Origin of the sequence: Enterococcus sp. DIV2453a, from assembly GCF_050533535.1 — a bacterium.
GTDB classification, from domain to species: domain Bacteria; phylum Bacillota; class Bacilli; order Lactobacillales; family Enterococcaceae; genus Enterococcus; species Enterococcus faecalis.
The window spans coordinates 1,929,649-1,955,277 of record NZ_CP172899.1 but is presented as its reverse complement, the minus strand read 5'-3'; the positions used below and the strand labels follow the sequence as shown (position 1 = coordinate 1,955,277).

Here is a 25,629-nt window from a genome sequence, read left to right as displayed (position 1 = left end):
TATTAACGGAGAAAAAGGAAGTGAACCTCATGACTAAAACACTTGAAACACAACCAGAAGAGAAAACGGTCTTTCTTTGTAAAGAAACGAATCCAGATTTTTTAGGACGAGAAATTTATGCGGATAATGTTGAAACACCGTATAATTTTTACTTAATTCGCAAGCTTTATTTAGCGAAAGAGTACCAAAATTTAGCAGAAGGGGAACAATTTTTTGAGGCTTTATGTGAAAGTTGGGATGAATCAGAACAGTTTGAAGAGTTAATTGTTAAAAAGATTTATGTCTATGTTGAAACGGAGTTAATGTACTACACTGTTTATTTTGGAAGCTTTGAGCCGACCACTCGTGACTTACGATTCGCATTGAAACAATGGATGTATGAAATACCGACAACTAAAAATAAAAAAACAGTCCGTATGAATGAAACCAATGTGCAAGTAGTGCCGCAAGAAAATCAATTAACGGAATTAGCTGGTGAAATTGCTGTCTTACGTGAAATGTTGACACTTTTAAAAGAAAATTTAGCCTCCTTGAATGAAGCCGTTAAGCAAACGAGAAATCCCGTCATTTCTAGACAAATAAAAACGATCCATTTGAAAAGAGCTTCTCCTGTGATAGCCGCAGAACAGGCATCGCTAAAAGTATCAGAGGATACTAATCCGGAACAACCAGACGTCAATCTCTCGCCTGATAATCTGGAAAATCAAGAAGGTGAAACAACTGTAGCAACAAGTGAAGCAGTGCTTCCCGTTAACAAACTAGTGCTTGAAGAACCAGCGAAAGAACCAGTGTTATCTGAACCAGCGCCAATTAAAGAAGCGCAGCTAGAAAAAAAACAAGAAAACCAGCAGAGCACTGCGGCAAAACCTTTATTTACTTTTCCACAAGAAACAGAAAAAAGCTCGCTAAATTCAGTGGATAAGTCTGCCGAAAAAGAAGAGGAGCAGAAGCCAGAAAAAGAAGCTGTCTCTATGGAAAGTGAGAAAGAAAATTCATCAAGTCGGACAATTCCTGCGGACTTTCAACGACAATTGGACGAATTAGAAGAGGAAATTTATCGTCGCTTTATGAGTCGCCAGTTAGAGGATACTGATGGAAATCAAGCAGTACCGAAAATAACGATTGAAAAAAGACAGTTAGAAGCACAAATGTTTGAAGCAAAAGCATTCTCACAATCATTTAAACAAGTTCAAAAGAAAAAGGCAGGAGACGTGCGAATTTGCAATCAGTTAAGTTGTATGAAATTAGAAAAAGGATTAGATAAATTTTTAGACGAAGTTACAGAATATGTTGAAAAGCGGACACTATTTAATAAAAAGGTTCGTTGTCCGCTCCCAGTAATCAGAGAATTGGAAGGCTATGGGCAATTAAACCAGTATATGCAGAAAATCCTTGACTGTTATTAATCGTTTATTTAGGAGAAGGTAAGACAAAACCGTTCAGTTTATCAGCTTTTAAGCCTGAAACAAAAATCACTTTGGATTTTTGTTTCAGGCTCTTTCTTATTATCTCTGGAAAAGATTTCAAGAGAATTTTTGAAATACTAGTGAAAATCCTATAAATTGTAGTATAATTTTCAAAGATGAATGAAAGGCGTGAAGTCATTGAAAGACAAACAAGTGTATGCAGTAGTTGACCTTGAGACGACTGGAACAGATCCTACAAGTGATCGGATCATTCAGTTTGGATGCGTTCTCGTTCAAGATGGAAAGATTATTGCGAACTTTGCGACAGATGTGAATCCCAATCAAGTAGTACCAAAACAAATTCAAAGTTTAACGGGGATTAGTAATACGCAAGTTCAAAAAGCGCCTTATTTTGAAGATGTAGCACATACAATTTATCATTATCTGGAAGATACTATTTTTGTGGCGCATAACGTCCACTTTGATTATAATTTTTTAGCTCGTGAACTGGTACGGTGTGGCACGCCGCCACTTACTATTCCAGCCATTGATACAGTGGAATTGGCACAGATTTTTTTACCGACAGAAAAAAGTTTCCGTTTAAGTGATTTGTCGGAAAGTTTAGGTTTGTCTCATGAGAATCCCCATCAAGCAGATAGTGATGCGCAGGTTACAGCCGAACTTTTGTTATTAATTCAAGAAAAAATGAAATCTTTACCATTAGTCACTATGGAAAAAATTGCGGAATTAAGTCAACAGACAGCGCGGGAAACCAGTGCCTTTATTCAACAAACGTATGAACAAATGAAAAAACAAGTCACACCATTAAATCCAGCTTATCAAGTGGTCAGTGGCATTGCTTTACGCAAAAAAGAAGTTCCTCTTTTTGAAGAAACGTTCTATCAGACTAGCACGTATCCCAAAACTAAAAAAGCCAAAGAAAAACTGTTTGGGGAACGTTTCGCTTATCGTGTGGAACAGAGTCGGATGATGAATTTAGTCTATGATCATTTTACAGAAGGAACGACAAAAGATTTATTTATTGAAGCAGCGACTGGAACGGGAAAAACATTAGGCTATCTGTTGCCGATGAGCTATTTAGCAACGCCAGAAAAACCAGTTATCATTTCAACAGTTTCGATTGTTTTACAAAATCAATTAGTGGAAAAAGATTTACCATTAGCCAATCAAATCTGCCAAGGAAAATTACGAGGCATTGTTATTAAAAGCCATCGACACTATCTTGATTTACAACGCTTTAAGGCAACGTTGAATCAGCCAACTCCGCAAAAACAATACGCTCTTTATCAAATGGGCGTTCTCGTCTGGTTGCTAGAAACAGAAACGGGCGATTTAGATGAACTACAATTGACGAATTTAAATCATTTATTCTGGAAAGAAGTTACACATCGCGGATTGGATTTTCTTTCAAAAAAAGATGAACTTTATGAAGTTGACTTTTTAAGACATTTGTATAAAAAAGTCGCTCAAAGTAACGTGTTGATTGTTAATCATGCATTTTTGGCGCAAGAGTCGCTAAGAAAACAACCGTTATTACCTGAAAGTCCGTGGCTAATTATTGATGAAGCACATCATTTACCAGACATCGCTAGTCGGATGGCGAGCGAACGAGTGAACAGCGTGATACTAAAAAAACAAGTCACGCATTTTATTGAAAAAGAACAACTTTTTGTTGCTTTACAGCAAATTTTTCAACAGTTTTCTGAAGAGCAGCGGCTTGTAAAAGTTTATCAGCAAGGTTTACTGGATTTTGTGGATGAATGGCAAGATTTTCTTTTTGAACTGCATCGTTTATTTAGTAAAACACAGAAGCGGATAGACCATCAGGAGTTGCTTTTAACCAAAGAACGTATTGATTATTTATCTGCTGCGGGAGAAAAACATAGTCAAACGCTCCAGCTTTTACTGCAGGAGCTGTTAACTATTCAAAGTAAGTTACAGCAAACAATTATGAGTCAGTTGGAAACCTTTAGTTTGGCTGATCGCATCGTTTTTGTTCGCTTGTTTCAATTTTTTGATGAAATTGAACGTATTCACCACTGTTTTACCATTTATCTTGATGATTGGAGTCCACGTTGGGTAAAAGAATATTTACCACAAAATGAAGACCATGGCTTGATTGAAATTCATGACTTAGAAGCTAGTTTGCTTCCCGAAACAAAGTGGTATCCGCGGTATGAACGAATTATTTATACAAGCGGCACATTGAAGTTTGGCAACAATAAAAAGTATTTACCGCAACGGTTAGGTTTAACAGAGGTGACGTTCAAAACCCTGCCAACGCCATATAACTATGCAGAAAATGCGCGAGTCTATGTACCGGAAGAAGCAGTAGCCATTCAAAATGCCTCTTCCTATGAAATGGGTCAATACATTTCAGATACCATTGAAAAATTGATGGCGCAAGAGGAACGTTCAATGTTGGTTCTTTTTACTTCGCATGAATTATTGTCCACCGTGTATCATCAAGTCCAGCCAAGGTTATTGGAAAAAGGACAAGAGGTCCTCGCCCAAGGGATTAGCGGCAGTCGTGAAAAAATTCTTAAACGGTTCTCTAATGGAAAACCAAATGTCTTGCTAGGAGCCGATAGCTTTTGGGAAGGTGTGGACTTACCAGGAACAGCTTTACAGTTATTGATAGTCACGCGTTTGCCTTTTGAAAACCCGAAACGACCACTTGTGCAAGCAAAATATGCGTATTTAGAAGCAGAAGGGATACAACCATTTGCTCAAGAAGCGGTACCGAAAGCAGCCTTACGTTTGCGACAAGCACTGGGCCGTTTAATCCGTTCTGAAGAAGATAGAGGGGCATTGCTGATTCTGGATCGTCGTTTAGTCACTGCAAAATATGGCAAACGATTAATCAAAGCGTTTCCCAAGGGACTCTCAGTAAAAGAAGCGCCCATGCCTGAAATTTTAGAAGAATTAAAGGAATTTTTAAACAAATAATTGATTATTTTTAGGTCATATTTGTGAAAGGCCGCTATTTTTCTGCTATAATAAGACCCAGTAAGTTTAGAGAGGATGGAAGGATTTTTGGAGGAATTAGAAGAAAAGAAAGAGAAGAAACGGATTACTGTCCTTTTAACCCTATTGGCAATCCTTTTAGCAATTCTTGTAACAATAATTATCTTTTTTGTACGAACCAATCAACCAATGGCTCAAGCCAAAAAAGAAGCAACCGCAATTGCCAAAACTTCTGCTAATTTAGAAACAGTTGATAAATTTTACTGGTTTACACGCAAAAATACGTATTTTACTTTAACCGGCAAAAATGATAAAGGCACAGAGATTGTCGTGATTGTCCCTAAATCGGGAGAAAAAGTCACGGTCTTAAATCAAAAAGATGGTCAAACAGAACAACAAATAACAGACATTGTTGCTAAAGCCCATCCCGATGAATCGGTGATGAAAGCTACGTTAGGGCTTTATGATAAGCGCCCTGCATGGGAAGTGGTCACCGAAAATGATCAAGGAGTACTGACGTATTATCTGATGAGCTTTGATAAAGGCGAAGAGATCAACGTTGTCAAAGATATTTAATTTAGATAGGTTTTGATGAAAGTGGGAGTGAAAGGTGTATGAACGTATCAAATCGAGCACAGCAATTGACTCCTTCTGTTACATTAGCAGCTGCCGCCAAAGCGAAAGCATTAAAAGCAAAAGGTGTAGATGTTTTAAGCTTAACGGTTGGGGAACCAGATTTTGTAACCCCGAAAAATATTCAAAAAGCAGCAATTGCTTCAATTGAGGATGGAAGAGCAAGTTATTACACACCTTCTGGCGGCATTCCTGAATTAAAGCAAGCAATTGTCTCTTATGTGGAACGAGAATATCAACTTCGTTATCAACCCAAGCAAGTTATTGTGACAGATGGTGCCAAATATGCGCTGTATCTATTATTTCAAGCCATTTTGAACGTTGGGGACGAAGTGATTATCCCTGTCCCTTATTGGGTAAGTTATGGTGAACAAGTCAAGTTAGCAGAAGGCAAGCCAGTATTTGTATCAAGCACGCAAGAGCAATCATTTAAAGTGTCAGTCGCACAATTAGAAGCTGTACGAACGGACAAAACAAAAGCAATCATTTTAAATTCACCATCTAACCCAACTGGTGTTATTTATACGGAAGAAGAATTACGCCAAATTGGTGAATGGGCAGTTGCTCATAATATCCTCATTATTGCAGATGATATTTATGGTCGTTTGGTGTACAATGGACATCGGTTCACACCAATTGCAACCATCTCAGAAGCAATTCGTCAACAGACAATCATTATTAATGGTGTTTCCAAAACATATGCAATGACAGGCTGGCGCATTGGTTTTGCAGTCGGTGATGAAAAAATTATTCAAGCAATGACACAACTCGCTTCACAATCCACCAGTAATCCAGTCGCGGTTAGCCAATATGCGGCAATTGAGGCTTTAACAGGTGAACAGTCGACAGTTGAAGACATGCGTCAGGCCTTTGAAAAACGCCTGAATCATATCTATCCAAAAGTAGCAGCTTTGCCAGGTGTTTCGCTAATAAAACCTGAAGGCGCATTTTATCTATTCCCGAATGTCAAAAAAACGTTAGAAATTTGTGGGTATGATAACGTGACTAATTGGGTGGAAGATTTATTACAAGAAGCGCATGTTGCTCTGGTAACAGGAGAAGGCTTTGGTGCACCAGAACATGTGCGGATGAGCTATGCGACAGATTTAATGACGTTAGAAAAAGCGATTGAGCGAATGAACGACTTTATAGAAAAGAAACGAATTCAGCACAACGCCTAAAAGAATAAACTAAGAAATGAACGGAGAGACAAACGTGGAACAAATTCAAATTATTGATTCAAACAAACATGTTGGAGAAACAGTAAAAATTGGCGCTTGGATTGCTAACAAACGCTCAAGCGGAAAAATTGCCTTTTTACAATTACGTGACGGGACAGCCTTTTTCCAAGGTGTCGTGTTCAAACCAAACTTCATTGAAGCCTTTGGTGAAGAAGCTGGTACAGAAAAATTCCAAGAAATTAAACATTTATCACAAGAAACAGCAGTCATGGTTACTGGTGTTATCAAAGAAGATAGCCGTTCTAAATTCGGCTATGAAATGGATATCACTGATTTAGAAGTCGTTGGCGCTTCAGAAGATTACCCAATTACGCCGAAAGAACACGGCACAGATTTCTTAATGGATCATCGTCATTTATGGTTACGTTCAAGCAAACAACATGCAATCATGTTAGTTCGTAACGAAATTATTCGTGCTACTTACGAGTTCTTTAACGAACAAGGATTCATTAAAATTGATAGCCCAATTTTAACAGGCTCAGCACCAGAAGGCACAACAGAATTATTTGAAACAGATTACTTCGGACAACCAGCATTCTTATCACAAACAGGTCAATTATATGCAGAAGCTGGTGCGATGGCATTTGGAAAAGTCTTTACTTTTGGACCAACCTTCCGTGCGGAAAAATCCAAAACTCGTCGTCACTTAACGGAATTCTGGATGATTGAACCAGAAATGGCATACACAACTCATGAAGAATCACTAGATATTCAAGAAGCTTACGTAAAACATTTAATTAAATCAGTATTGAAAAATCAACAATATCCATTGGATGTTTTAGAACGTGATACAGCTTTACTGGAAAAATATGTTTCGGAACCATTCAAACGTATTACTTACGATGATGCGATTGAGTTATTACAAAAAGAAGAAGCAAACAATGATTATGATCACATTGAATGGGGCGAAGACTTTGGTAGCCCACATGAAACCTTTATTTCAAATTACTATGGCGTTCCAACATTCATTTTAAATTATCCAAAAGCAATTAAAGCCTTCTATATGAAACCACATCCAACACGTGAAGATGTTGTAATTTGTGCCGATTTAATTGCGCCAGAAGGTTATGGTGAAATTATCGGTGGTTCAGAGCGTGCAACTGATTATGATTATTTGAAAGAAAAAGTAGCTGAGTTTGGCTTATCTGAAGAAGAATACAGCTGGTATTTAGATTTACGTAAATACGGTTCTGTGCCACATTCCGGCTTCGGGTTAGGTTTAGAACGTGCTGTTACGTTCATTACTGGTAATGAACACATTCGTGAAGCGATTCCGTTCCCACGTATGTTAAACCGTATTTATCCATAGAGAACAAATAAAAAAGAGAACTTCGGCAAAAGCCGAAGTTCTTTTTTTAATTCTGCCATAATTTTTGCATCTGGTCCAAAATATCAATGACTTCTGTCGTGAAAAATAAGGAGCGGTTGGGTTGTGTACCTTTGATTGCTTCAACCATATTGTAGATTTCATAATTCATGGCTTCAGCTGAGTACCCAGAAACGATGGTCTCAACCGTACCGTCATTGTAGTGAACGATTGCTTCATCTGCACGTGGATAATCTGTAATGGTAATATAGGCATCTTCAAAAGCAACAATTCCTTGCTTTGGCATTTTTGCTTGGAATGTTAATGAAATAGTAGCCAACTCATTTTCTTTATTCCGAAGCAATGTCACCGATTGTTCATCAACGCCAGTAGAGAAGGGAACCATGCTAGAAGCTAAAACGTCTGGCTGTGAGCTGAGAAACCAACGAGCAAACGAAACCGCATAAGTACCAATATCTAACAATGCGCCGCCTGCTAAGTCAGGATTAAAAAAGCGATTTTTAGGATCGGGTTCTTTGTAACTTCCAAATGGTGCTTGAATCATTTTTAACTGACCAAATTTGCCAGCATCCATCAAGCGACGTAATTCGTCGTATAGTGGCATGTTAAAAATAGTCATGGCTTCTGCTAAAATAAGGTCATTTTTTTCTGCAACTGCCAAGGCTTGTTTTAATTCTGCTGCGTTCATCGTAATAGCTTTTTCACACAACACATGTTTTCCGGCCTGGAGCGCTTTTAAAATGTGTTCAGCATGTTGTTTATTTGGCACTGCTATATAGACAACATCGATTGTTTCATCTGCTAGCAATTCTTCATAAGAACCATAGGCTTTAGGGATTGAATAATCAGCGGCAAATTGTTCTGCTTTAGACAATGTCCGTGAAGCAACAGCTGCAAGTTGGCTAGTTTCTTGTTTAAACGTTGAAGCAAATTCGTGGGCAATTCCACCTAATCCGACGATGCCCCATTGATATAATTTTTTTGTCAAAAGAAGTCCTCCTAATCTATGCAATTTCTTCAAATCTTCTTCATTATTTATTATACTGTAAACAAGAGAAATTAGAAAACAAGGACAATTTTGTAAATATGATAAAATCCAGAGATAAAAAGATGCTTTTTTTAGAGAATTTCAGTAAAATAGAAAATGGAGGCGAATGATTATGCATCAAGTTTATGTAGATATTATTGTTGACGCAATTATTGAACAGTACCAAACAGAAGAAAATTTTTACTCCGCTTATCAAATTCAAGCAGCCGATTGGCAAGCTTGGAAAGAAGGCCAATTTGGTTTGGACAATGAAGTCATGCAAAAAATTAAGAATTTGTTTACGGATTATGAGTGGATGCTGACTCAAAAAATACTCCGCCAAACCATCTTATTTCCGGAAAAACGTAACCTAGCTGTTTCGGAATATAAACGGTTAAAAACAACAATTGCCAAAAAATGGTTACAATCTGATTTGGGCGTTGTAGAATTGATTCCTAACAATAAACAGGAACAAGAAATTGCTGCTGGTTATATCGATTTGAAAGTGACGCTGGCCTATGGTGAATGGGGTTTTGATGATATTATTACATTCCGGTTACCAGCTACGATTCAACGACAATTGGAAGGTTCAAAAGTTGAATTATTAGATTGGGTCAATGAAAATCTGATGGATACTTACGTAGGTGAATAACGAATAGGAAGGATGGTCTTTTGAAATACACAATTGCTGGGATTTTATCTGTGATTATTATGTTTGGTGCGGTAATTTTTGTCTTTTTTGGCAAAAAGCCAGTTGAAGAATCTGTTCACACATCAACTGAAACAACAGTGAAATCGTCCACTAAAATTTCTGAAAGTAGTACAGTTTCTTCAACTGCTACCACTGAATCAAGTACTGAAATCACGAGCGTAAGCAGTGATGAAAGTTGATAATTTTCTGTGAAAATGATACAATTATTCGGTTATAGTAACAAATGAAATCAATCACGAAAGTGAAAGATAGTGAAACATTTTATCGGAAAATAAAAGATGAAGTGGGGAATTAATGAAGTGAGCAACTATCAGAAAAAAAGAAAAAAGCAGCTGAATTTGCCAAAGTTATTCTTAGGCGTAGTTGTCGTCGGTTTGGCCTTTGTCTTTTCGTTATCTGTCCTTTCTGATTCAGATAAGGGACAAAGCGAGTCAGTCAATCGCCAAAATGAAAACATCTCAAAAGAAGAATTTGTTGCTGAAATCACACCGTATGCACGTGAATTACAAGAATCTTACGGGGTGTTACCAAGTATTATTATGGGGCAAGCAGTTTTAGAATCAAATTTTGGACAAAGTCAATTAGCATCGAAATATAACAATCTTTTTGGGATTAAAGCATATGGCAATCAACCAAAAGTCAATTTAGAAACAAAAGAGTATGTCAATGAGGTCTGGATTACGATTCAGGGTGATTTTCGAGTTTATGACAATTGGGAAGAATCCATGCGAGATCATACCAAGTTATTTGTTGATGGGGTCGATTGGGATCCAAATTTATATGAAAAAGTCTTGTTAGCCAAAAATTATAAAGAGGCTGCACAAGCGCTTCAAGATGCTGGATACGCAACGGATCCTACATACGCTGATAAGATCATTCATGTAATTGAAGAATACAATTTAAATAAATACGACCGTTAAGCATGGAGGAACGATGACAATGAGCGAAAAGTGGATTCCAGAAATTATGACGCCGCTGAAACAAGATATTGTAAAAATGCCAGAGATTATTCGGCAAGCCAGTGGCATTAAAATTTTTGGCCGTAAAATAAAATCAATTATTTTTACGACAGATATTGCGATTATCCGCAATACGGATGCACAGGCAGTGATTGCTGTATATCCTTTTACACCGCATCCAGCGATTACAAAAGGCATTATTGAAGCAGCGGATATTCCTGTCTTTTCAGGAGTCGGCGGCGGTTTAACGCAAGGCATGCGTTCTGCTTATATGAGTTTATTTGCAGAAGCACAAGGCTCAATGGGTGTCGTTTTGAATGGTCCTACACCAATTGAAACAATTAAAATGGTGGATGAAGCAATCGATATTCCTATTATCAGCACAGTAACTTCTATTCATACGCCAATTGATGAAAAACTTGCGGCTGGCGTGGATATGATTAATATCAGTGCAGGAAAAGACACTGCAGCCACTGTACGCTATTTCCGTGGCAAGTATCCAGAATTACCGATTATTGCAACAGGAGGACCAACTGAATCGAGTATTCATGAAACCATTATCGCCGGAGCGAATGCTATTACATATACGCCCCCTAGTAACGGTGAATTATTCAGCAAAAAAATGAAAAAATATCGTGAACAAGAAAAAGCAACCGATGAAGAATAAAAAACGCTTTGGCAGTCTATCCTGCCAAAGCGTTTTTGGCTATTTAATGTTCGCTTTTACGGAACAATGGAAGAATGAACCAATTATTTGAAAATTCTAATGAAAAAAAGTTGTTAAACCATTGAAAGTTAGAGATTTTTGTACTATCCTAGAGAAACATAGAAGCTTGTATAAGGTCAAAATACGGTTGACCGTCTCTACCCAGCACCGTAAATGCTGGTCTATAAGTGAAGAAGAGCGGATAGCCCTTTTTTGCTTTGGCAAAATGGGCTTTTTTCTTTTGTTAGAACACGAATATAAATAGCACTTTGTTTTATTTCGTTCGTTTTTAACGAACCGTCCTTTCCTCAGGATGAGAACAAAGCATCTATCGAAAAATAAGTAAAGGAGTTCATATTGTGAAGGAATTAGTCGAACGTATTAAAAATGATGGCCGTGTATTAGGTGAAGGTGTTTTAAAAGTAGATAGTTTTATTACGCACCAAGTGGATCCAGAATTGATGGAGGCTATGGGTAATCGTTTTGCTGAGGTTTTCGCAGAAGCAGGCATTACCAAAGTAATTACAATTGAAGCATCAGGAATCGCTCCTGCCTTATACGCAGCGCAAAAATTAGGCGTGCCAATGATCTTCGCTCGTAAGGCAAAAAGTTTAACCATGGATGAAGAGCTTTTAACGGCTTCAGTTTATTCATTTACAAAACAAGTGACAAGTCAAATTTCAATTTCAAGAAAATTTTTATCTGATGCTGATAAAGTGTTGATTATTGATGACTTTTTAGCTAACGGACAAGCTGCTAAAGGATTGGTAGAATTATGCCAACAGGCTGGTGCAAAGGTTGAAGGAATTGGTATCGTAATTGAAAAATCATTCCAAGATGGTCGTCAGTTATTAGAAGACATGGGCTTAAATGTAGTCTCTTTAGCACGTATCGCTTCATTAAGTGAAGGAACGGTGACGTTTTTAGAGGAGGATGCATAATCTTGGAAACAAAACAATTGAATACACCACAACAGACGGAAACACCAAATGGGAAAGCCGCCGTTTTAGGATTGCAACATTTATTAGCGATGTATGCTGGAGCAGTTGCGGTACCTTTATTAATCGGAACCGGCTTGAATTTTGATTCGCAACAAATGACGTATTTGATTTCAATCGATATTTTTATGTGCGGCGTTGCGACACTTTTACAATTAACGGTGAATAAGTTTTTTGGGATTGGCTTGCCAGTCGTTTTAGGTTGTGCCATTCAAGCAGTTGCGCCTTTAATCATGATTGGTACGAACAAAGGGGTTGGTGCAATTTACGGTTCAATTATTGCTTCGGGCATTTTTGTCGTTCTTATTGCAGGATTTTTCTCAAAAATTAAGCGTCTATTTCCGCCTTTAGTCACCGGCACAGTCATTACAGTTATTGGTTTGACCTTAATTCCTGTTGCTGTTGAAAAAATGGGTGGCGGCTTAGCAACGGACAAAAGTTTTGGTGATCCTAAAAACTTGCTCCTCGCATTTGTAACAATTGCCTTAATCATTGTTGTGCAAGTTTGGGGACGTGGCTTTATCAAGTCAATTGCCGTGTTAATCGGCCTAGTCGGTGGCACAATTTTAGCTGCGTTTCTGGGATTAGTTGATTTGTCTCCTGTTGGTCAAGCTACGTGGTTTCACTTTCCACAGCCATTTTATTTTGGCAAACCAACGTTTGATCTTTCTTCTATTGTGTTGATGATTATTATTTCAATTGTTAGTATGGTTGAATCAACAGGTGTTTATTTTGCCTTAGGAGACATTACAGGGAAGAAAATTGGCGAAGATGATTTACGTCGTGGGTATCATGCAGAAGGTTTAGCCGTCATTTTAGGGGGGATTTTTAATACGTTTCCTTATACAGGTTTCTCTCAAAATGTCGGGTTAGTTCAATTATCTGGGATCAAAACACGTCGACCAATTTATTTTTCTGCTTTTTTCTTAATTATTTTAGGCTTATTACCAAAAATTGGTGCGATGGCCCAAATTATCCCAGAGCCAGTTTTAGGCGGCGGAATGCTGGTTATGTTTGGAATGGTGGCTGTCCAAGGAATGCGGATGTTGTCAAAAGTTGACTACTCAAATGACAAAAATTTATTAATTATTGCCATCTCGATTGGCTTTGGTTTAGGCTTTAATATTATGCCGACGCTCTTTAATAAAGTACCAGAAACTGTTAGCATGTTTACTGGTAATGGAATTGTCATGAGCAGCATTACCGCAATTATTTTAAATCTTTTATTCAATGGTTTAAAAGAAACCTCAGAAAGTAACGAATAGTTTCAAAAAAGTATGATAGATAAGGTCAGGTGGCTTTTCTTTCATACTTTTTTGACCTAATCATCGTTTAGAAAAATTTAATGTTTTCATCAATCTGAAGAGAAAAAGAGAAAAAAGCTTGGTTACAAAGAGACGAGTAGTAAGTTACCGCTGTTTTATCCTAAAGTATGTTAATAAATTCTGATGAGAAAACCTAAGGGAAACACTGCTGGCACTTGAAGTTGAGCCTTTTTCCTTGTATCATGTAAAAAGAGCACTCTTAAAGGCTAGACTGCGACGAGAAACCGCAGAAGGATTTTAAGGATAAAACTGTGATGGAAAGTTGTGATGAACTTGGATAAACCACTATTACCTGGTCAAGTGATTGGTATCATTGGTGGCGGACATTTAGCAAAAATGATGGCCCTTAGTGCAAGAGAAATGGGGTTTCGAGTGGGTGTGCTAGATCCACAAATTGATTGTCCTGCTGCACAAGTTGCCGATTGGCAATTATTAGGAGCATATAATGATCCTGAAGCGTTAGAGAAATTGGCAAAACGTGCCCAAGTGATTACGTATGAATTTGAACATGCAGATGTTGATGCGTTAACAGCGATTCAACATTTAGCGAATATACCACAAGGAACAGACATTTTAGCGATTACGCAAGATCGCTTAATGGAAAAAAGTTTCTTGGAAGATAATAATATTGTGATTGCACCTTATGCAACGATTGTTAGTCCGACTGATATTCAAGAAGCAATTGATGGCATTGGTTATCCGTGTATCTTGAAGAATACGCGAGGGGAAGGTCGTTATGTACTACATAGTACTTCAGACTTAGCGCCATCCATGAATCTTCTGAGAGAAGGAACCTGTGTCTTGGAAGCTTGGATTCCTTACGAAAAAGAATTATCTGTTCTGATTTCTGGTAATGGTCGTGGCGAATTTGCGACATTTCCAGTTGTGGAAACAATTAAAAAAGAGCGTAAGCTACATGAAACGATTGCGCCAGCCCGAATTGATGACGAAGTCAGTGGCGAGTTGCAACGAATTGCTAAGGTGATTGCTAAAGCAGTTGGTTTAGTCGGCACCCTTTCAATTGAAATGTTTTATACAGAAACAGGCGGGATTTATGTAAATAAAATTTTACCTCGTCCAGAAGATGCTGGGAATTTTTCAATAGATGCTTGTTCTTTTAGCCAATATGATACGCATATTCGTGGTTTATGTAATTGGCCAATGCCAACGATTCAACTGTTGTCAGAAGCGGTTACGGTCAATGTGCTTGGGAATGAAGCCTATGAAACGATGGACATTATTAATGAACATCCAGATTGGCATTTCCACTATTATGGCCATAGTGAAGCAAAAGCGCAACGAGCGATGGGGCATATTACTATATTAACCAAAGAAATCGATGAAACACTGGAAGAAATTAAAGAAACAAAGATTTGGTCGTAATTATTTTTCAAAAATTGAGGAGTAAAGAGGGGATAAGGTACAATGATTGATCGTTATACAAGACCCGAAATGGGCGCAATTTGGACAGATGAGAACCGCTACAAGGCATGGCTAGAAGTTGAAATTTTGGCGGATGAAGCTTGGGCAGAACTTGGCGAAATTCCTAAAGAAGATGTACAAAAAATCCGAGAAAATGCATCATTTGATGTTGCACGTATTTTAGAAATTGAAGCAGAAACCCGTCATGATGTTGTCGCTTTTACCCGTGCCGTTTCAGAAACGCTTGGTGAAGAGCGAAAATGGGTGCACTATGGCTTAACCAGCACAGATGTTGTGGATACTGCCTATGGTTATCTATTGAAACAGGCGAATGATATTTTACGGAAAGATTTACAAACATTTACGGAGATTGTCGGAGCCAAAGCCAAAGAGTATAAACATACGGTCATGATGGGAAGAACGCATGGTGTTCATGCAGAACCGACTACATTTGGTTTGAAATTAGCGTTGTGGTATTCTGAAATGAAACGCAACATTGAACGTTTTGAACATGCAGCCAAAGGTGTCGAAGCAGGTAAAATCAGTGGAGCCGTAGGTACCTTTGCCAATATTTCACCATTTGTTGAAGAATATGTTTGCGAACATTTGGGGATCCGCGCTCAAGAGATTTCGACACAAGTTTTACCACGTGATTTACATGCAGAATATGTTTCTGCTATGGCATTAATTGCGACAAGTATTGAAAAATTTGCAACAGAAATTCGTGGTCTACAAAAATCAGAAACGCGTGAAGTAGAAGAATTTTTTGCAAAAGGACAAAAAGGATCTTCGGCAATGCCGCATAAACGGAATCCAATTGGTTCTGAAAATATGACTGGTTTGGCACGTGTGATTCGTGGTCATGTCATTACTGCCTTTGAAAATGTGAGTTTATGGCATGAACGAGATATTTCTCACTCGTCTGCTGAACGGATTATTATTCCCGATACGACGATTTTGCTAAATTACATGTTGAATCGTTTTGGTAATATTGTCAAAAACTTAACGGTCTTCCCAGAAAATATGAAACGTAACATGGATGCGACCTATGGACTAATTTATAGCCAACGTGTCTTGTTAAAATTGATTGACCATGGCATGACACGTGAAGAAGCGTATGATCTGGTCCAACCAAAAACAGCTTACGCATGGGATCATCAAACGGCGTTCCGTCCGTTGTTAGATGCGGATGAAAAAATTACATCTGTCTTATCAAAAGAAGAGCTAGATGATGCCTTTGATTATCATTATCATTTAAAAAATGTTGACACGATTTTTGAACGTGTTGGTTTAGGATAAAAAAGAGCGTTCAGGAAAAAACAGTTTCTTCCTGAGCGCTTTTTTTATTTTCAGAAAAAAAGTTGAAAAGTTATTTAGTAGAAATAAGAAGAAAAAGTATTAATTTTTAGCGAGCAAACGTCAAAAGGTATAATTCATTTATTTACCTTTTGACGTTTGCTCGCTATTTGTTTGGTTTTTCTTTAGATTATAAAGGAGATATTTTCAAAAAAAGATGGAATTTAGGTGTTTTCATAGGTGTAAAGCGCTATCAAACCCTTATAGGATAAGCATATATCATTTTTTAATTATGGGTTTAAAAATTCAAAATTTTTTTTTGTGTATCTTTAGCTATAATGAGTCTATTAACGATAATTATTAAAAGAATGGAGGGAAAGTTGATTGTAATGAAATTGTCACAAGTCCCAAATAAAACGACGGGGAATGGAATAAAAATATTCTGTTATCTCTGTTTTATAGTTAGCTGTTATCTAATCTTTTTACGCTTCGAAGTTGCTTTATCCCAACAACCAGAGCCACAGCCACTGGCGGGTTTCACAGTTGAAAGTGTGATACCAGATAATCAGCTAGATAAGAACCAAACTTATTTTTATTTAGGTGTTCGGCCAAGTAATCAGCAGATTATTCAAGTGAAAATCAGAAGTTTGCAAAAAGAGCCCGTAACTGTCGCTTTAAGTATTCATGATGCAGTGAACGGAACGGAAGGACAGATTGACTATACGCAGACGAGCCCCAAACTAGATTCTAGTTTGACAAATTCCATCACACAAATTGTTCATTTGCAAAATAAGGAAGCTACGGTCACTGTAAAAAACTTTGAAGAAAAAATAGTGAATTATGAAATCAAAATACCCAAAGAGCCATTTTCTGGAGTTAAATTAGGCGCATTACGGTTTATTAAACAATTAGAGGATGAATCATTAACAAGTAATCAGTTTACATCAACCTATGCGTATACTATTTCCGTCATGTTGACAGAAGATAAACAACCATTTGATGAAGGAGCAGAATTGCAACTAAAAAAAGTTGGTACAACGATCAGTGCTGGCCAACCTGTGGTTCAAGTAACATACCAAAATCGGCAACCAAAAGTTATGAAAGAAGCAACAATTACCAATTGGTTAACCAAAAAAGGTCAGACAAAAGAGTTACTAAAAAAAGTACAAGCAGATGTGACAGTGGCACCTAATTCGCTATTAGCTATGGATCTGCCATTGAATGACGTTGTCCTGCCAGCGGGAACTTATACTGTTCACAGCCAAGTAAGCGCTGGTAATCGCGAATGGCAGTGGCGAAAAGATTTTACAATTACACAAACGCAAATAAAACAATGGTCGACGAATACACCTTCAGCAAAAAGGCAACCGTTTTTGTTAGTGGGCGGTAGTGCAATGGTCCTCGTTGTAGTTAGCATTTATTTTTACCTTAAAAAGAGTAGAACTAAATAGTAAAGAAATAAAAAGGAAAAGCAGGTGTTGGTTATGAACAAGAAAATGACTAATCTAATCTGTGTCATATTATTAGGCACGATGATTTTACCAATTAATGGCTTAGCTGAGGGGACTGAGTCAACAACAGTAACGAGTGAAATGCAACAAATTATTGAAGATTCATTACCTAAGCTATCAGAACCGTCCAAGCAAACGATAGAAACAACTGAAACAACCGATTCTTCAATTGAAAAAACTCAAGCAACTGAAGCAACGAAAGAAGTAGAAACTGTTTCCTTTACTTGGTCACAACAAGAATCAGAACGTCAAGTAACTGCCGGAGCGGATTTTTATCTAAAAATAACTAGTAATGTAACTTGGGCGGAAATCCAATTGCCTCAGGAAATTCAATATAATCCCCAAAAGAACCAACAATTGCAGGAGCATAGTTCTTATAATCAAGAACAACATAGCTTGGTTTTAAGAGACTTAGCCCAGTTGGGGGAGAGTTACTTGCTGTTAACGACAACAAAAGCAGGAACCTTTACCTTGTCAGTCAAAGATAAAAACCAAGAAACGTTGGCTAATAATTTAGACGTGACGATTGTGAAAGAGCAAGTAGTAGTGCCACAAGAGACCCAGAAGAGTAGTGAGCAGAAGCAAACAAAGGAAAATGAAAAAAGCAACCCCGTCGTTAAGTCTAAAAACATTGCCGCTAAAGCGAATGGGATTATGGTCGGTTTGACTGCACCAGCCACTTATCGTACATATACTGACCCTGCGACAGGAACAGCACCAGATTACTTAACTGTTTCTTTACCAGTTTCCATCAGCCAAGCGGGCCTCACTGGTACTTCGATTGAGCTTCCTTATGGCTTTTATCCAAGTAAAAGTGACCCGATTTTTAAAGACTTTGATAGTACAGCACCGATATTTTCGTTGGTGACACCTAGTACACCTAGTGCTAACTCCATTGTGGCTTCGTATGTAAACGATACGGCCAATAAAAAATTAATTATTCGCTTGAAAGAAACCAAGACAACTTTAGAGACGATTAATTTACGTTTTAAATTTAATAATGTCTATGATGCCAAAATCCCACCTGAACAAATTGTGTGGAATAATCTCCAAGCGAAGGTGTTTGATAATACGGGGACACAAATAGCAAGTTCAGCGGCAAATAAAGTCTTAAAAACTAATGTGGCTGGTTCTAGTGCTTCAAATGTAAGTTCTAGTTACGCAGTTCCTAGTGATGACAATTATTTTGACGGTGATATTGTTATAGGACATAGTTATTGGTTTAATTATTTAGCTAGAGCGAATTTAGACCCTAGTTATGAGCATCAAGTGTATGTTGAAATTCCCACGGGAGCTACACTAACGGGAAATTTAGCCAATAAATTATTAAAAACCGGGGTCACAAATGCACAAGATCCTAGTGTGCCAGTGGGTTTTACTCGGTACTATCAGAAGTTAGTAACTCTCTCACCAAATATTTTAGACAACCCAGCAACTCGAATTGATTTAACCTATCTCGACACAAAGGTTACTTTGAATAAAACGTATGCAGAAGGGAGTTCTTTTTCCGTTAATTTTGGAATGAAGGTAAAATACCTGAATGGGAAAATAAATACGCTCACCACTACGAAACGTTATATAAAACGTTCTCGGCCAGATTTTCAATTGTCAGGAACAGGCTATCATTCGACTGTCACAGGTTCTACCAACACAGTTAATAACTTAGACAGTATAGCAACAGCTGGAACTTTTTACACTTTTGGCTATGGTTCATTTAACCGCATAATTACTATTAAGAATACTGGCGCCAAACCAATTCAAGGAGTGACATATAAATTACAAGAATTAACTGCAGGATCAGCAAAGGGAAACTTTACTAATTTATATATTTTAGGTTTGACTGATGGAGTGAGTGCCCCCGCCTATTATCGCCCTTTGTATCATATTAAAAATGCTGTAACTGGAACGAGTCGTTCTGTTTGGAGTAGTACACCGGCTAAGACTGGTAGCTTTAGTCCAGCTTTACCGACTTTAGCAATCAATGAGTATATTTCAACCATTGATATTATTCCTATGGGAACCGATGGCACAACTGCCAATTCGTTACCTCCTGGGAATGGGATGGTCTTTCGATATCAGGTCAAAAGTTGGCCTAGTGGAAAGTGGCCAGACGGCACAGGGCTTTCTAGCAAGACTAATCCAATCACCTTTGGAGCCACAATGCAGTACCAAGATGCAACGGGGACTCCTACAGAGCTTAAATTAAACAATAATGTAGTATATTATAATAAAGGCGTAGCTTTACGTGGTGGTGCTAGCTTTACCAGTGTTAATAGTGAAAATAAACTGCCTGGGGACACGATTAACTATGAAATAGTCGGGAGAAATCATGGCTACTATACAGATACTTCTTTTGGGGATTGGGAGAATCCCATTATTACAATTAAAGTTCCCAAACAGTTACGTTTAAAAGCGACTACGAAAAAAGATTTTATTGATGAGAGTAATCAAGTGACCTATCCAGCTTCGGTGACCGCTGAAACCTTAGCTATAAATGACACAACTTATAATTATTATCGTTTTAAGACGTCCAGCACGGCTTATAAATCTAAAGTAACGGGAGCGGCTAGTATTTTTCGGATTCCTTTAGAATTTGTAGTGGATAGTTCAGCGGCTTCTGGAAGCTATCAAATTCCTTATATCGCCTATAGTAGCCCTAAGGCAACTGATTTCTTTCATGGTGTACTTACTCAATTATCTGCTGCAGAAGCAAAAAAAATTGGCTTAGACAACACGAACGAAAATAGCTACGTGATTAACTCATCTACTTCTAATATTGGCTTTTCTGTTGTGGATTCTTCTAAGTTAGACAGCGCTACTAATGCTCGTGGCTCCGCGACGCAAGCTTGGTCAAATACGAATATCTTTGCGGTAGATCGCAAAGGCACCCCGCAAATGCAAACGGTCATTAAAAATTCTGGAAATACAAACTTCAATAACGTTCGCTTGTATAATATTTTACCTTCTTCTAGTGATGGTCGTGGTTCAACAGGCAGCATCGGGTTTACAAACTTGACCAGTAATAATGGGACAGCCAAAACTTACTATACAACTAAGCCTGTCTCACAATTGCCTAGTTATGCTAACAATGATTTGCAAGCGTGGAATGCCACTAAACTAACCAGTTTAGGGTTCACTACAACTAAACCCGCTAATTCAGCTTTAATCACAGCAATCTATGTCGATTTTGGCGCAACGACAATCAAACCAAGTGAGACATTAGATGCGATTATGAGTTTTTTAGTGCCAGATGCAGAGAATCAAAAAGCAATTAACCAATTTCAATATTCTGCTAAAGAAGCTAAGGCAGGAGCCACTTTAACAGCAGTTAGTGATGAAATTACCTTTAGCACAGAGTTTGCTCAAGTAGCCTATGAACAAAATTTACCGAGTATTACAGTTCCTGGAAGTGGAGTGAAAGATTTACCTTCTCCGCAAACAATCCAGTTAGATGTGAATGATGCCGGCAAAATTGTCATTCCAACAGCCAAACCAACGCTTAGTGGTTATACTTTTGTAGAATGGCAAGATGTTGAAACACCAACCAAAAAATATCAACCTGGAGCAACGATTAGCTTTACGTCTACGTCAACTACCACAAAAATAACTCTGAAAGCTATTTGGAAACCAATCTCAGTGAATGTGACTTTTAGTGCCAATGGGGGCTCGGGTGGTACGGCTGCTAAAGCCTATACTTTTGGGACAGTAGTTAATTTAAGCACGGTTGTGAAGCCAACAAGAACAGGCTATATTTTTCAAGGTTGGGCGACAACAGCCAGTGCCACAACACCAGATATTACAACAAACCCTCTCGTTAATTATGCCTCAGCTAAGACCTATTATGCTGTTTGGAAGGGGAACGCTTATACCGTAAAGTTTGATGCGAATGGGGGAACTGGTACTATGCCTAACGCTAGTTTTATTTATGGAACAGGCAAGCCATTACCAGCCAACACCTTTACGAAAGAGAGTAATACGTTCCTTGGTTGGTCAAGGACACGGACAAGTGCAGTTGTCTATACGGATAAACAAATAATTTCGACATTAACTGCTACTAATAATGGGACTGTAACTTTATATGCGAAATGGAGTGGGCAACGACCTGTATTGATGGGGACACCAAGTACGTTTGATTTTGGCAAACAAACGATTTCGCCAACGGCAAAAAGTTATGGACTAAATTCAGCTAGCTATGTAGGAAGTCCCGAATTACAACAAGCTGGTTTTATGTTACGTCTAGAAGATAATCGACCAACTAGCACAGGTTGGAAATTAAACGTTAGTTTATCTGAATTTAAAGATAAAACTGGTAAATCTTTACCACAAGGAGAAGGAATTACCTTAAACTTTGCGGACACTCAGCTTCAAAAAGTTCAATATGCTAATACAGATGAGGAATCAGTAACGACTGGTTTTACCAATGGACCGATGTTAGGTTCTCAAGCTTTTCGATCGGGTGCAACAGCCCAATCAATAATCACAGCAACTGGAGCACAAGGAAGTGGAACTTGGCAACTATATTTTCCTTTTGAAGAGATAAAATTAACTGTGCCTGCAAATGTAGGAGAAATATCAAAAGTATATCAATCGACAGTAACCTGGTCATTGGACGATGTAGTCTAATCTTAGTATGTTTCACTTGAAAGGAAAGTTAATTGTATTAAGAAAAAATATAAGTTTTATAGTAATATTAAAAAACAAACGTATTGTTAAATACGTTTGTTTTTTTCTATACTTTTTCGATTTATCCTTTATAATGTAACTTAAATAGTTACATTAACTATTTAATGCAAACAAAGGAGGAGAAGTATGGATAAACAACAGCGAGGCATTCAAGTGATTAGAATTTGGCTAGGGGCGACGATGTTAATTCATGGAGTGATGAAAGTAACGTCATTGGAAGATACTTTAGCGTTTTTTGCTAGTATTGGTTTGCCAAGCCTTTTCGTGTATGGTGTAGCGGCAATTGAATTAATTGGTGGATTATTTATGATTATTGGCTTTTTAATTCCATTGGTATCAGTAGGATTCATAGCAGTTTTAGTCGGAGCTATTTTTTCTTTTGGTTTGGCAAGTGGTTTTAGTGGTTATGAGTACGAATTATTTTTAGCAATAACCAGTTTGGCTATTTTGGTTAGCCATGCCGATAAAAAGTATCTTACGTTAAAACTTTATTTTTAATAAATCAATGTAATAAAGAGTTGGTCAAACTAGTTGTTATTGCGAAAAAAGCCCTAAAACAGTGATATTTAACTGTTTTAGGTTTTTTTTTATCAAAAAGGTCAAAAAAGGTCAATTTATTTATTGACCTTTACTGACCAATAGGGTATAATAAATTTATAAGGTTTACGAATACCTTAACTTTTGAAGAAATCCATCAAAAGTCGGATAATAATAATTGTAAAGAATGTTAAAATAAAAAAAGACAAAACAATAAACGGGAGGGATCGTTTATGAATATTGAAAAAATGACAACAACGCTACAAGAGGCGATTGCTGAAGCTCAAAAAGTTGCGGTGACACGGCAACATCAAGAAATTGATATTGCACATTTATGGAAAATTTTTCTTCAACCAAACCATTTTGGGCGTAATTTTTACACAGATGCTGGTTTAGATGTTGATGCATTTGAACGAGAAGTAGATAACGCGTTAGATGAATATCCAAGTGTGGCAGGCGGTAATGTGCAATATGGTCAAAATTTAAGTCAAAATTTGTTCCATTTATTGCAAGAAGCTGATTCACTTCGAGAAGAATTCCAAGATGAATTTTTATCAACCGAAATTGTACTTTTAGCTTTAATGAAATTGAAAAATTATCGTTTAACAAAATATTTAATGCAACAAGGCATTACAGAAAAAGAGTTAAGAAAAAATATTGAAGAGATGAGAGGAGGAGATCGTGTGACTTCTCAAAACCAGGAAGAACAATATAAAGCACTAGAAAAATACGGTGTTGACTTAGTACAACAAGTAAAAGCAGGAAAACAAGATCCAATCATTGGTCGTGACGAAGAAATTCGTGACGTTATTCGGATTTTATCAAGAAAAACTAAAAATAATCCAGTCTTAATTGGTGAACCAGGTGTTGGTAAAACAGCGATTGTTGAAGGATTAGCACAACGAATCGTTCGTAAAGATGTCCCCGAAAACTTAAAAGATAAAACCATTTTTTCTTTAGATATGGGTGCCTTAATTGCGGGAGCAAAATTCCGTGGCGAATTTGAAGAACGGTTAAAAGCTGTTTTAAAAGAAGTGAAAAAAAGTGATGGCAAAATCATTTTATTCATTGATGAAATTCATAATATCGTCGGAGCTGGTAAAACTGAAGGCAGTATGGACGCCGGGAATTTATTAAAACCGATGCTAGCACGTGGTGAATTGCATTTAATCGGTGCCACAACGCTTGATGAATATCGCCAATATATGGAAAAAGATAAAGCCTTAGAACGTCGTTTCCAAAAAGTATTAGTCAAAGAACCAACAGTAGAAGATACCATTTCTATTTTGCGTGGCTTAAAAGAACGATTTGAAATTCACCACGGCGTGAATATTCATGACAATGCTTTAGTTGCTGCCGCTACTTTATCCGATCGCTATATTACTGATCGTTTCTTACCAGATAAAGCGATTGACTTAGTCGATGAAGCAAGCGCAACGATTCGAGTGGAAATGAATTCGATGCCTACAGAGCTCGATCAAGTAACACGTCGGTTAATGCAACTAGAAATTGAAGAAGCGGCCTTGAAAAAAGAATCAGATGATGCAAGTAAAAAACGGTTAGCCAACTTGCAAGAAGAATTAGCAGATTTGCGTGAAGAAGCCAACTCAATGAAAATGCAATGGGAAACGGAAAAAGAAGAAGTTAATGCGGTTTCCAACAAACGTGCAGAGATTGATAAAGCAAAACACGAATTAGAAGATGCTGAAAATAATTATGATTTAGAACGAGCGGCTGTTTTGCGTCATGGAACAATTCCACAATTAGAACATGAATTGAAAGAATTGGAAGAAAAGAACGCTAAAGATAACGTCAAAATGGTACAAGAATCGGTTACTGAAAACGAAATTGCGCAAGTGGTCGGTCGTTTAACCGGCATTCCTGTGACAAAATTAGTTGAAGGCGAACGAGAAAAATTAATGAAACTGAATGAAACATTACACAAACGTGTGATTGGTCAAGATGAAGCCGTCGATGCTGTTAGTGATGCGGTGATTCGTTCAAGAGCAGGCTTACAAGATCCAAATCGCCCACTCGGTTCGTTCCTTTTCTTAGGACCAACTGGTGTTGGTAAAACAGAACTTGCTAAAGCTTTAGCTGAAGATTTGTTTGATTCTGAAGATCATATGGTACGGATTGACATGAGTGAATACATGGAAAAACATGCCGTGTCTCGTTTGGTTGGTGCCCCTCCAGGCTATATTGGTTATGAAGAAGGTGGCCAGTTAACAGAAGCTGTTCGTCGAAACCCTTATACAATTGTCTTATTAGACGAAATTGAAAAAGCGCACCCAGATGTCTTTAATATCTTATTACAAGTTTTAGATGATGGTCGTTTGACAGATTCTAAAGGTCGGGTCGTTGATTTTAAAAATACGGTTTTAATTATGACAAGTAACATCGGCTCTCAGCTTTTATTGGAAGGTGTGACACCTGAAGGAACAATTCCAGAAGAAGTTGAAAATCAAGTCATGAATATTCTAAAAGGACACTTTAAACCAGAGTTCTTAAACAGAATTGATGATACTATTTTATTCACACCATTGAGCTTGGATAATGTGAAAGGAATCATTGGTAAAATGACCGCACAACTTGCTCATCGTTTAGAGCAACAAGAAATTGTGTTGGAAATCACTGATGAAGCTAAAACATGGATTGCTGAAAATGGGTATGAGCCAGCTTATGGAGCTCGTCCGTTAAAACGTTTCATTACTCGCGAAGTCGAAACACCATTAGCAAAAGAAATTGTTTCTGGTCGAGTAATGCCAAAAACAAAAGTCACGATTAGTCTATTAGACAATCAATTAGTTTTTGAAAATGAACCGATAGAAGAAGTATAAAAAAAGAACGAGCGAATT

The 25,629-nt window shown here is 37.6% G+C and carries 18 protein-coding genes and 1 riboswitch; of the genes, 17 read left to right on the top strand and 1 reads right to left on the bottom strand.

Features of this window, described 5'->3' with window-relative positions; all coding sequences use genetic code 11:
• Positions 1 to 29: 29 nt before the first annotated feature.
• The 5 genes from IGK03_RS09535 to asnS all read left to right on the top strand — a co-directional run bounded on the left by IGK03_RS09535 (position 30) and on the right by asnS (position 7,577).
• Positions 30 to 1,406: a hypothetical protein gene (locus IGK03_RS09535; RefSeq protein WP_002400823.1), complete on the top strand. Its 1,377-nt coding sequence runs from the start codon at positions 30 to 32 to the stop codon at positions 1,404 to 1,406.
• Between the two features lie 180 nt (positions 1,407 to 1,586).
• The gene (locus IGK03_RS09530) at positions 1,587 to 4,376 is read left to right on the top strand and encodes an ATP-dependent DNA helicase DinG (RefSeq protein WP_430602262.1); all 2,790 of its coding nucleotides are present in this window, start codon (positions 1,587 to 1,589) and stop codon (positions 4,374 to 4,376) included.
• A 75-nt stretch (positions 4,377 to 4,451) separates the two neighbouring features.
• Positions 4,452 to 4,970, top strand: coding sequence for a DUF5590 domain-containing protein (locus IGK03_RS09525; protein ID WP_002382785.1), 519 nt, complete (start codon positions 4,452 to 4,454; stop codon positions 4,968 to 4,970).
• A gap of 38 nt (positions 4,971 to 5,008) precedes the next feature.
• Entirely contained in the window at positions 5,009 to 6,208 is a 1,200-nt protein-coding gene (locus tag IGK03_RS09520; RefSeq protein WP_002359774.1) for a pyridoxal phosphate-dependent aminotransferase, read from the top strand.
• Between the two features lie 16 nt (positions 6,209 to 6,224).
• Entirely contained in the window at positions 6,225 to 7,577 is a 1,353-nt protein-coding gene (asnS, locus tag IGK03_RS09515) for an asparagine--tRNA ligase (RefSeq protein WP_002376912.1), read from the top strand.
• Positions 7,578 to 7,623: 46 nt separating this feature from the next.
• On the opposite strand, the gene IGK03_RS09510 is transcribed toward asnS, so the two are convergent.
• The gene (locus IGK03_RS09510; protein ID WP_002382786.1) at positions 7,624 to 8,583 is read right to left on the bottom strand and encodes a Gfo/Idh/MocA family protein; all 960 of its coding nucleotides are present in this window, start codon (positions 8,581 to 8,583) and stop codon (positions 7,624 to 7,626) included.
• A gap of 166 nt (positions 8,584 to 8,749) precedes the next feature.
• On the opposite strand from IGK03_RS09510, the gene IGK03_RS09505 reads away from it, so the two are divergent.
• The 12 genes from IGK03_RS09505 to clpB all read left to right on the top strand — a co-directional run bounded on the left by IGK03_RS09505 (position 8,750) and on the right by clpB (position 25,611).
• Positions 8,750 to 9,274: a hypothetical protein gene (locus IGK03_RS09505; protein ID WP_002382789.1), complete on the top strand. Its 525-nt coding sequence runs from the start codon at positions 8,750 to 8,752 to the stop codon at positions 9,272 to 9,274.
• 59 nt (positions 9,275 to 9,333) lie between these two features.
• Positions 9,334 to 9,513 (top strand): hypothetical protein, encoded by a 180-nt coding sequence (locus IGK03_RS09500; RefSeq protein ID WP_002384259.1) that lies wholly within the window; start codon positions 9,334 to 9,336, stop codon positions 9,511 to 9,513.
• A gap of 99 nt (positions 9,514 to 9,612) precedes the next feature.
• Positions 9,613 to 10,254 carry a glycoside hydrolase family 73 protein gene (locus IGK03_RS09495; RefSeq protein ID WP_002366997.1) on the top strand — a complete coding sequence of 214 codons (642 nt, stop codon included), beginning with the start codon at positions 9,613 to 9,615 and terminating at the stop codon, positions 10,252 to 10,254.
• Between the two features lie 19 nt (positions 10,255 to 10,273).
• The gene (locus tag IGK03_RS09490) at positions 10,274 to 10,960 is read left to right on the top strand and encodes a hydrolase (RefSeq protein ID WP_002356802.1); all 687 of its coding nucleotides are present in this window, start codon (positions 10,274 to 10,276) and stop codon (positions 10,958 to 10,960) included.
• A 146-nt stretch (positions 10,961 to 11,106) separates the two neighbouring features.
• Positions 11,107 to 11,204, top strand: a riboswitch (purine riboswitch).
• A 154-nt stretch (positions 11,205 to 11,358) separates the two neighbouring features.
• The gene (locus IGK03_RS09485) at positions 11,359 to 11,940 is read left to right on the top strand and encodes a xanthine phosphoribosyltransferase (RefSeq protein WP_002356804.1); all 582 of its coding nucleotides are present in this window, start codon (positions 11,359 to 11,361) and stop codon (positions 11,938 to 11,940) included.
• 2 nt (positions 11,941 to 11,942) lie between these two features.
• The gene (locus IGK03_RS09480) at positions 11,943 to 13,262 is read left to right on the top strand and encodes a nucleobase:cation symporter-2 family protein (protein ID WP_002382793.1); all 1,320 of its coding nucleotides are present in this window, start codon (positions 11,943 to 11,945) and stop codon (positions 13,260 to 13,262) included.
• Between the two features lie 327 nt (positions 13,263 to 13,589).
• Positions 13,590 to 14,705, top strand: coding sequence for a 5-(carboxyamino)imidazole ribonucleotide synthase (gene purK / locus IGK03_RS09475; RefSeq protein ID WP_002382795.1), 1,116 nt, complete (start codon positions 13,590 to 13,592; stop codon positions 14,703 to 14,705).
• Between the two features lie 42 nt (positions 14,706 to 14,747).
• Positions 14,748 to 16,043, top strand: coding sequence for an adenylosuccinate lyase (purB, locus tag IGK03_RS09470; RefSeq protein ID WP_002356808.1), 1,296 nt, complete (start codon positions 14,748 to 14,750; stop codon positions 16,041 to 16,043).
• Positions 16,044 to 16,429: 386 nt separating this feature from the next.
• On the top strand, positions 16,430 to 17,491 hold the full coding sequence (locus tag IGK03_RS09465; RefSeq protein WP_033921837.1) for a DUF916 and DUF3324 domain-containing protein: 1,062 nt from the start codon (positions 16,430 to 16,432) through the stop codon (positions 17,489 to 17,491).
• A 33-nt stretch (positions 17,492 to 17,524) separates the two neighbouring features.
• A complete protein-coding gene (locus tag IGK03_RS09460; RefSeq protein WP_010713226.1) occupies positions 17,525 to 22,174 on the top strand; it encodes a WxL domain-containing protein in 4,650 nt (1,549 codons plus the stop codon).
• Positions 22,175 to 22,360: 186 nt separating this feature from the next.
• On the top strand, positions 22,361 to 22,732 hold the full coding sequence (locus tag IGK03_RS09455; RefSeq protein WP_010713227.1) for a DoxX family protein: 372 nt from the start codon (positions 22,361 to 22,363) through the stop codon (positions 22,730 to 22,732).
• A 272-nt stretch (positions 22,733 to 23,004) separates the two neighbouring features.
• Positions 23,005 to 25,611, top strand: a complete 2,607-nt coding sequence (gene clpB, locus IGK03_RS09450; protein WP_002362158.1) for an ATP-dependent chaperone ClpB — start codon at positions 23,005 to 23,007, stop codon at positions 25,609 to 25,611.
• Positions 25,612 to 25,629: the final 18 nt, after the last annotated feature.

Coding starts and splice junctions, on each gene's coding strand:
- IGK03_RS09535 (WP_002400823.1), top strand. CDS start 30: ATGACTAAAACACTTGAAACACAACCAGAAGAGAAAACGGTCTTTCTT.
- IGK03_RS09530 (WP_430602262.1), top strand. CDS start 1,587: ATGAAAGGCGTGAAGTCATTGAAAGACAAACAAGTGTATGCAGTAGTT.
- IGK03_RS09525 (WP_002382785.1), top strand. CDS start 4,452: ATGGAAGGATTTTTGGAGGAATTAGAAGAAAAGAAAGAGAAGAAACGG.
- IGK03_RS09520 (WP_002359774.1), top strand. CDS start 5,009: ATGAACGTATCAAATCGAGCACAGCAATTGACTCCTTCTGTTACATTA.
- asnS (WP_002376912.1), top strand. CDS start 6,225: ATGAACGGAGAGACAAACGTGGAACAAATTCAAATTATTGATTCAAAC.
- IGK03_RS09505 (WP_002382789.1), top strand. CDS start 8,750: ATGATTATGCATCAAGTTTATGTAGATATTATTGTTGACGCAATTATT.
- IGK03_RS09500 (WP_002384259.1), top strand. CDS start 9,334: ATGTTTGGTGCGGTAATTTTTGTCTTTTTTGGCAAAAAGCCAGTTGAA.
- IGK03_RS09495 (WP_002366997.1), top strand. CDS start 9,613: ATGAAGTGGGGAATTAATGAAGTGAGCAACTATCAGAAAAAAAGAAAA.
- IGK03_RS09490 (WP_002356802.1), top strand. CDS start 10,274: ATGAGCGAAAAGTGGATTCCAGAAATTATGACGCCGCTGAAACAAGAT.
- purK (WP_002382795.1), top strand. CDS start 13,590: ATGAACTTGGATAAACCACTATTACCTGGTCAAGTGATTGGTATCATT.
- purB (WP_002356808.1), top strand. CDS start 14,748: ATGATTGATCGTTATACAAGACCCGAAATGGGCGCAATTTGGACAGAT.
- IGK03_RS09465 (WP_033921837.1), top strand. CDS start 16,430: ATGAAATTGTCACAAGTCCCAAATAAAACGACGGGGAATGGAATAAAA.
- IGK03_RS09460 (WP_010713226.1), top strand. CDS start 17,525: ATGAACAAGAAAATGACTAATCTAATCTGTGTCATATTATTAGGCACG.
- IGK03_RS09455 (WP_010713227.1), top strand. CDS start 22,361: ATGGATAAACAACAGCGAGGCATTCAAGTGATTAGAATTTGGCTAGGG.
- clpB (WP_002362158.1), top strand. CDS start 23,005: ATGAATATTGAAAAAATGACAACAACGCTACAAGAGGCGATTGCTGAA.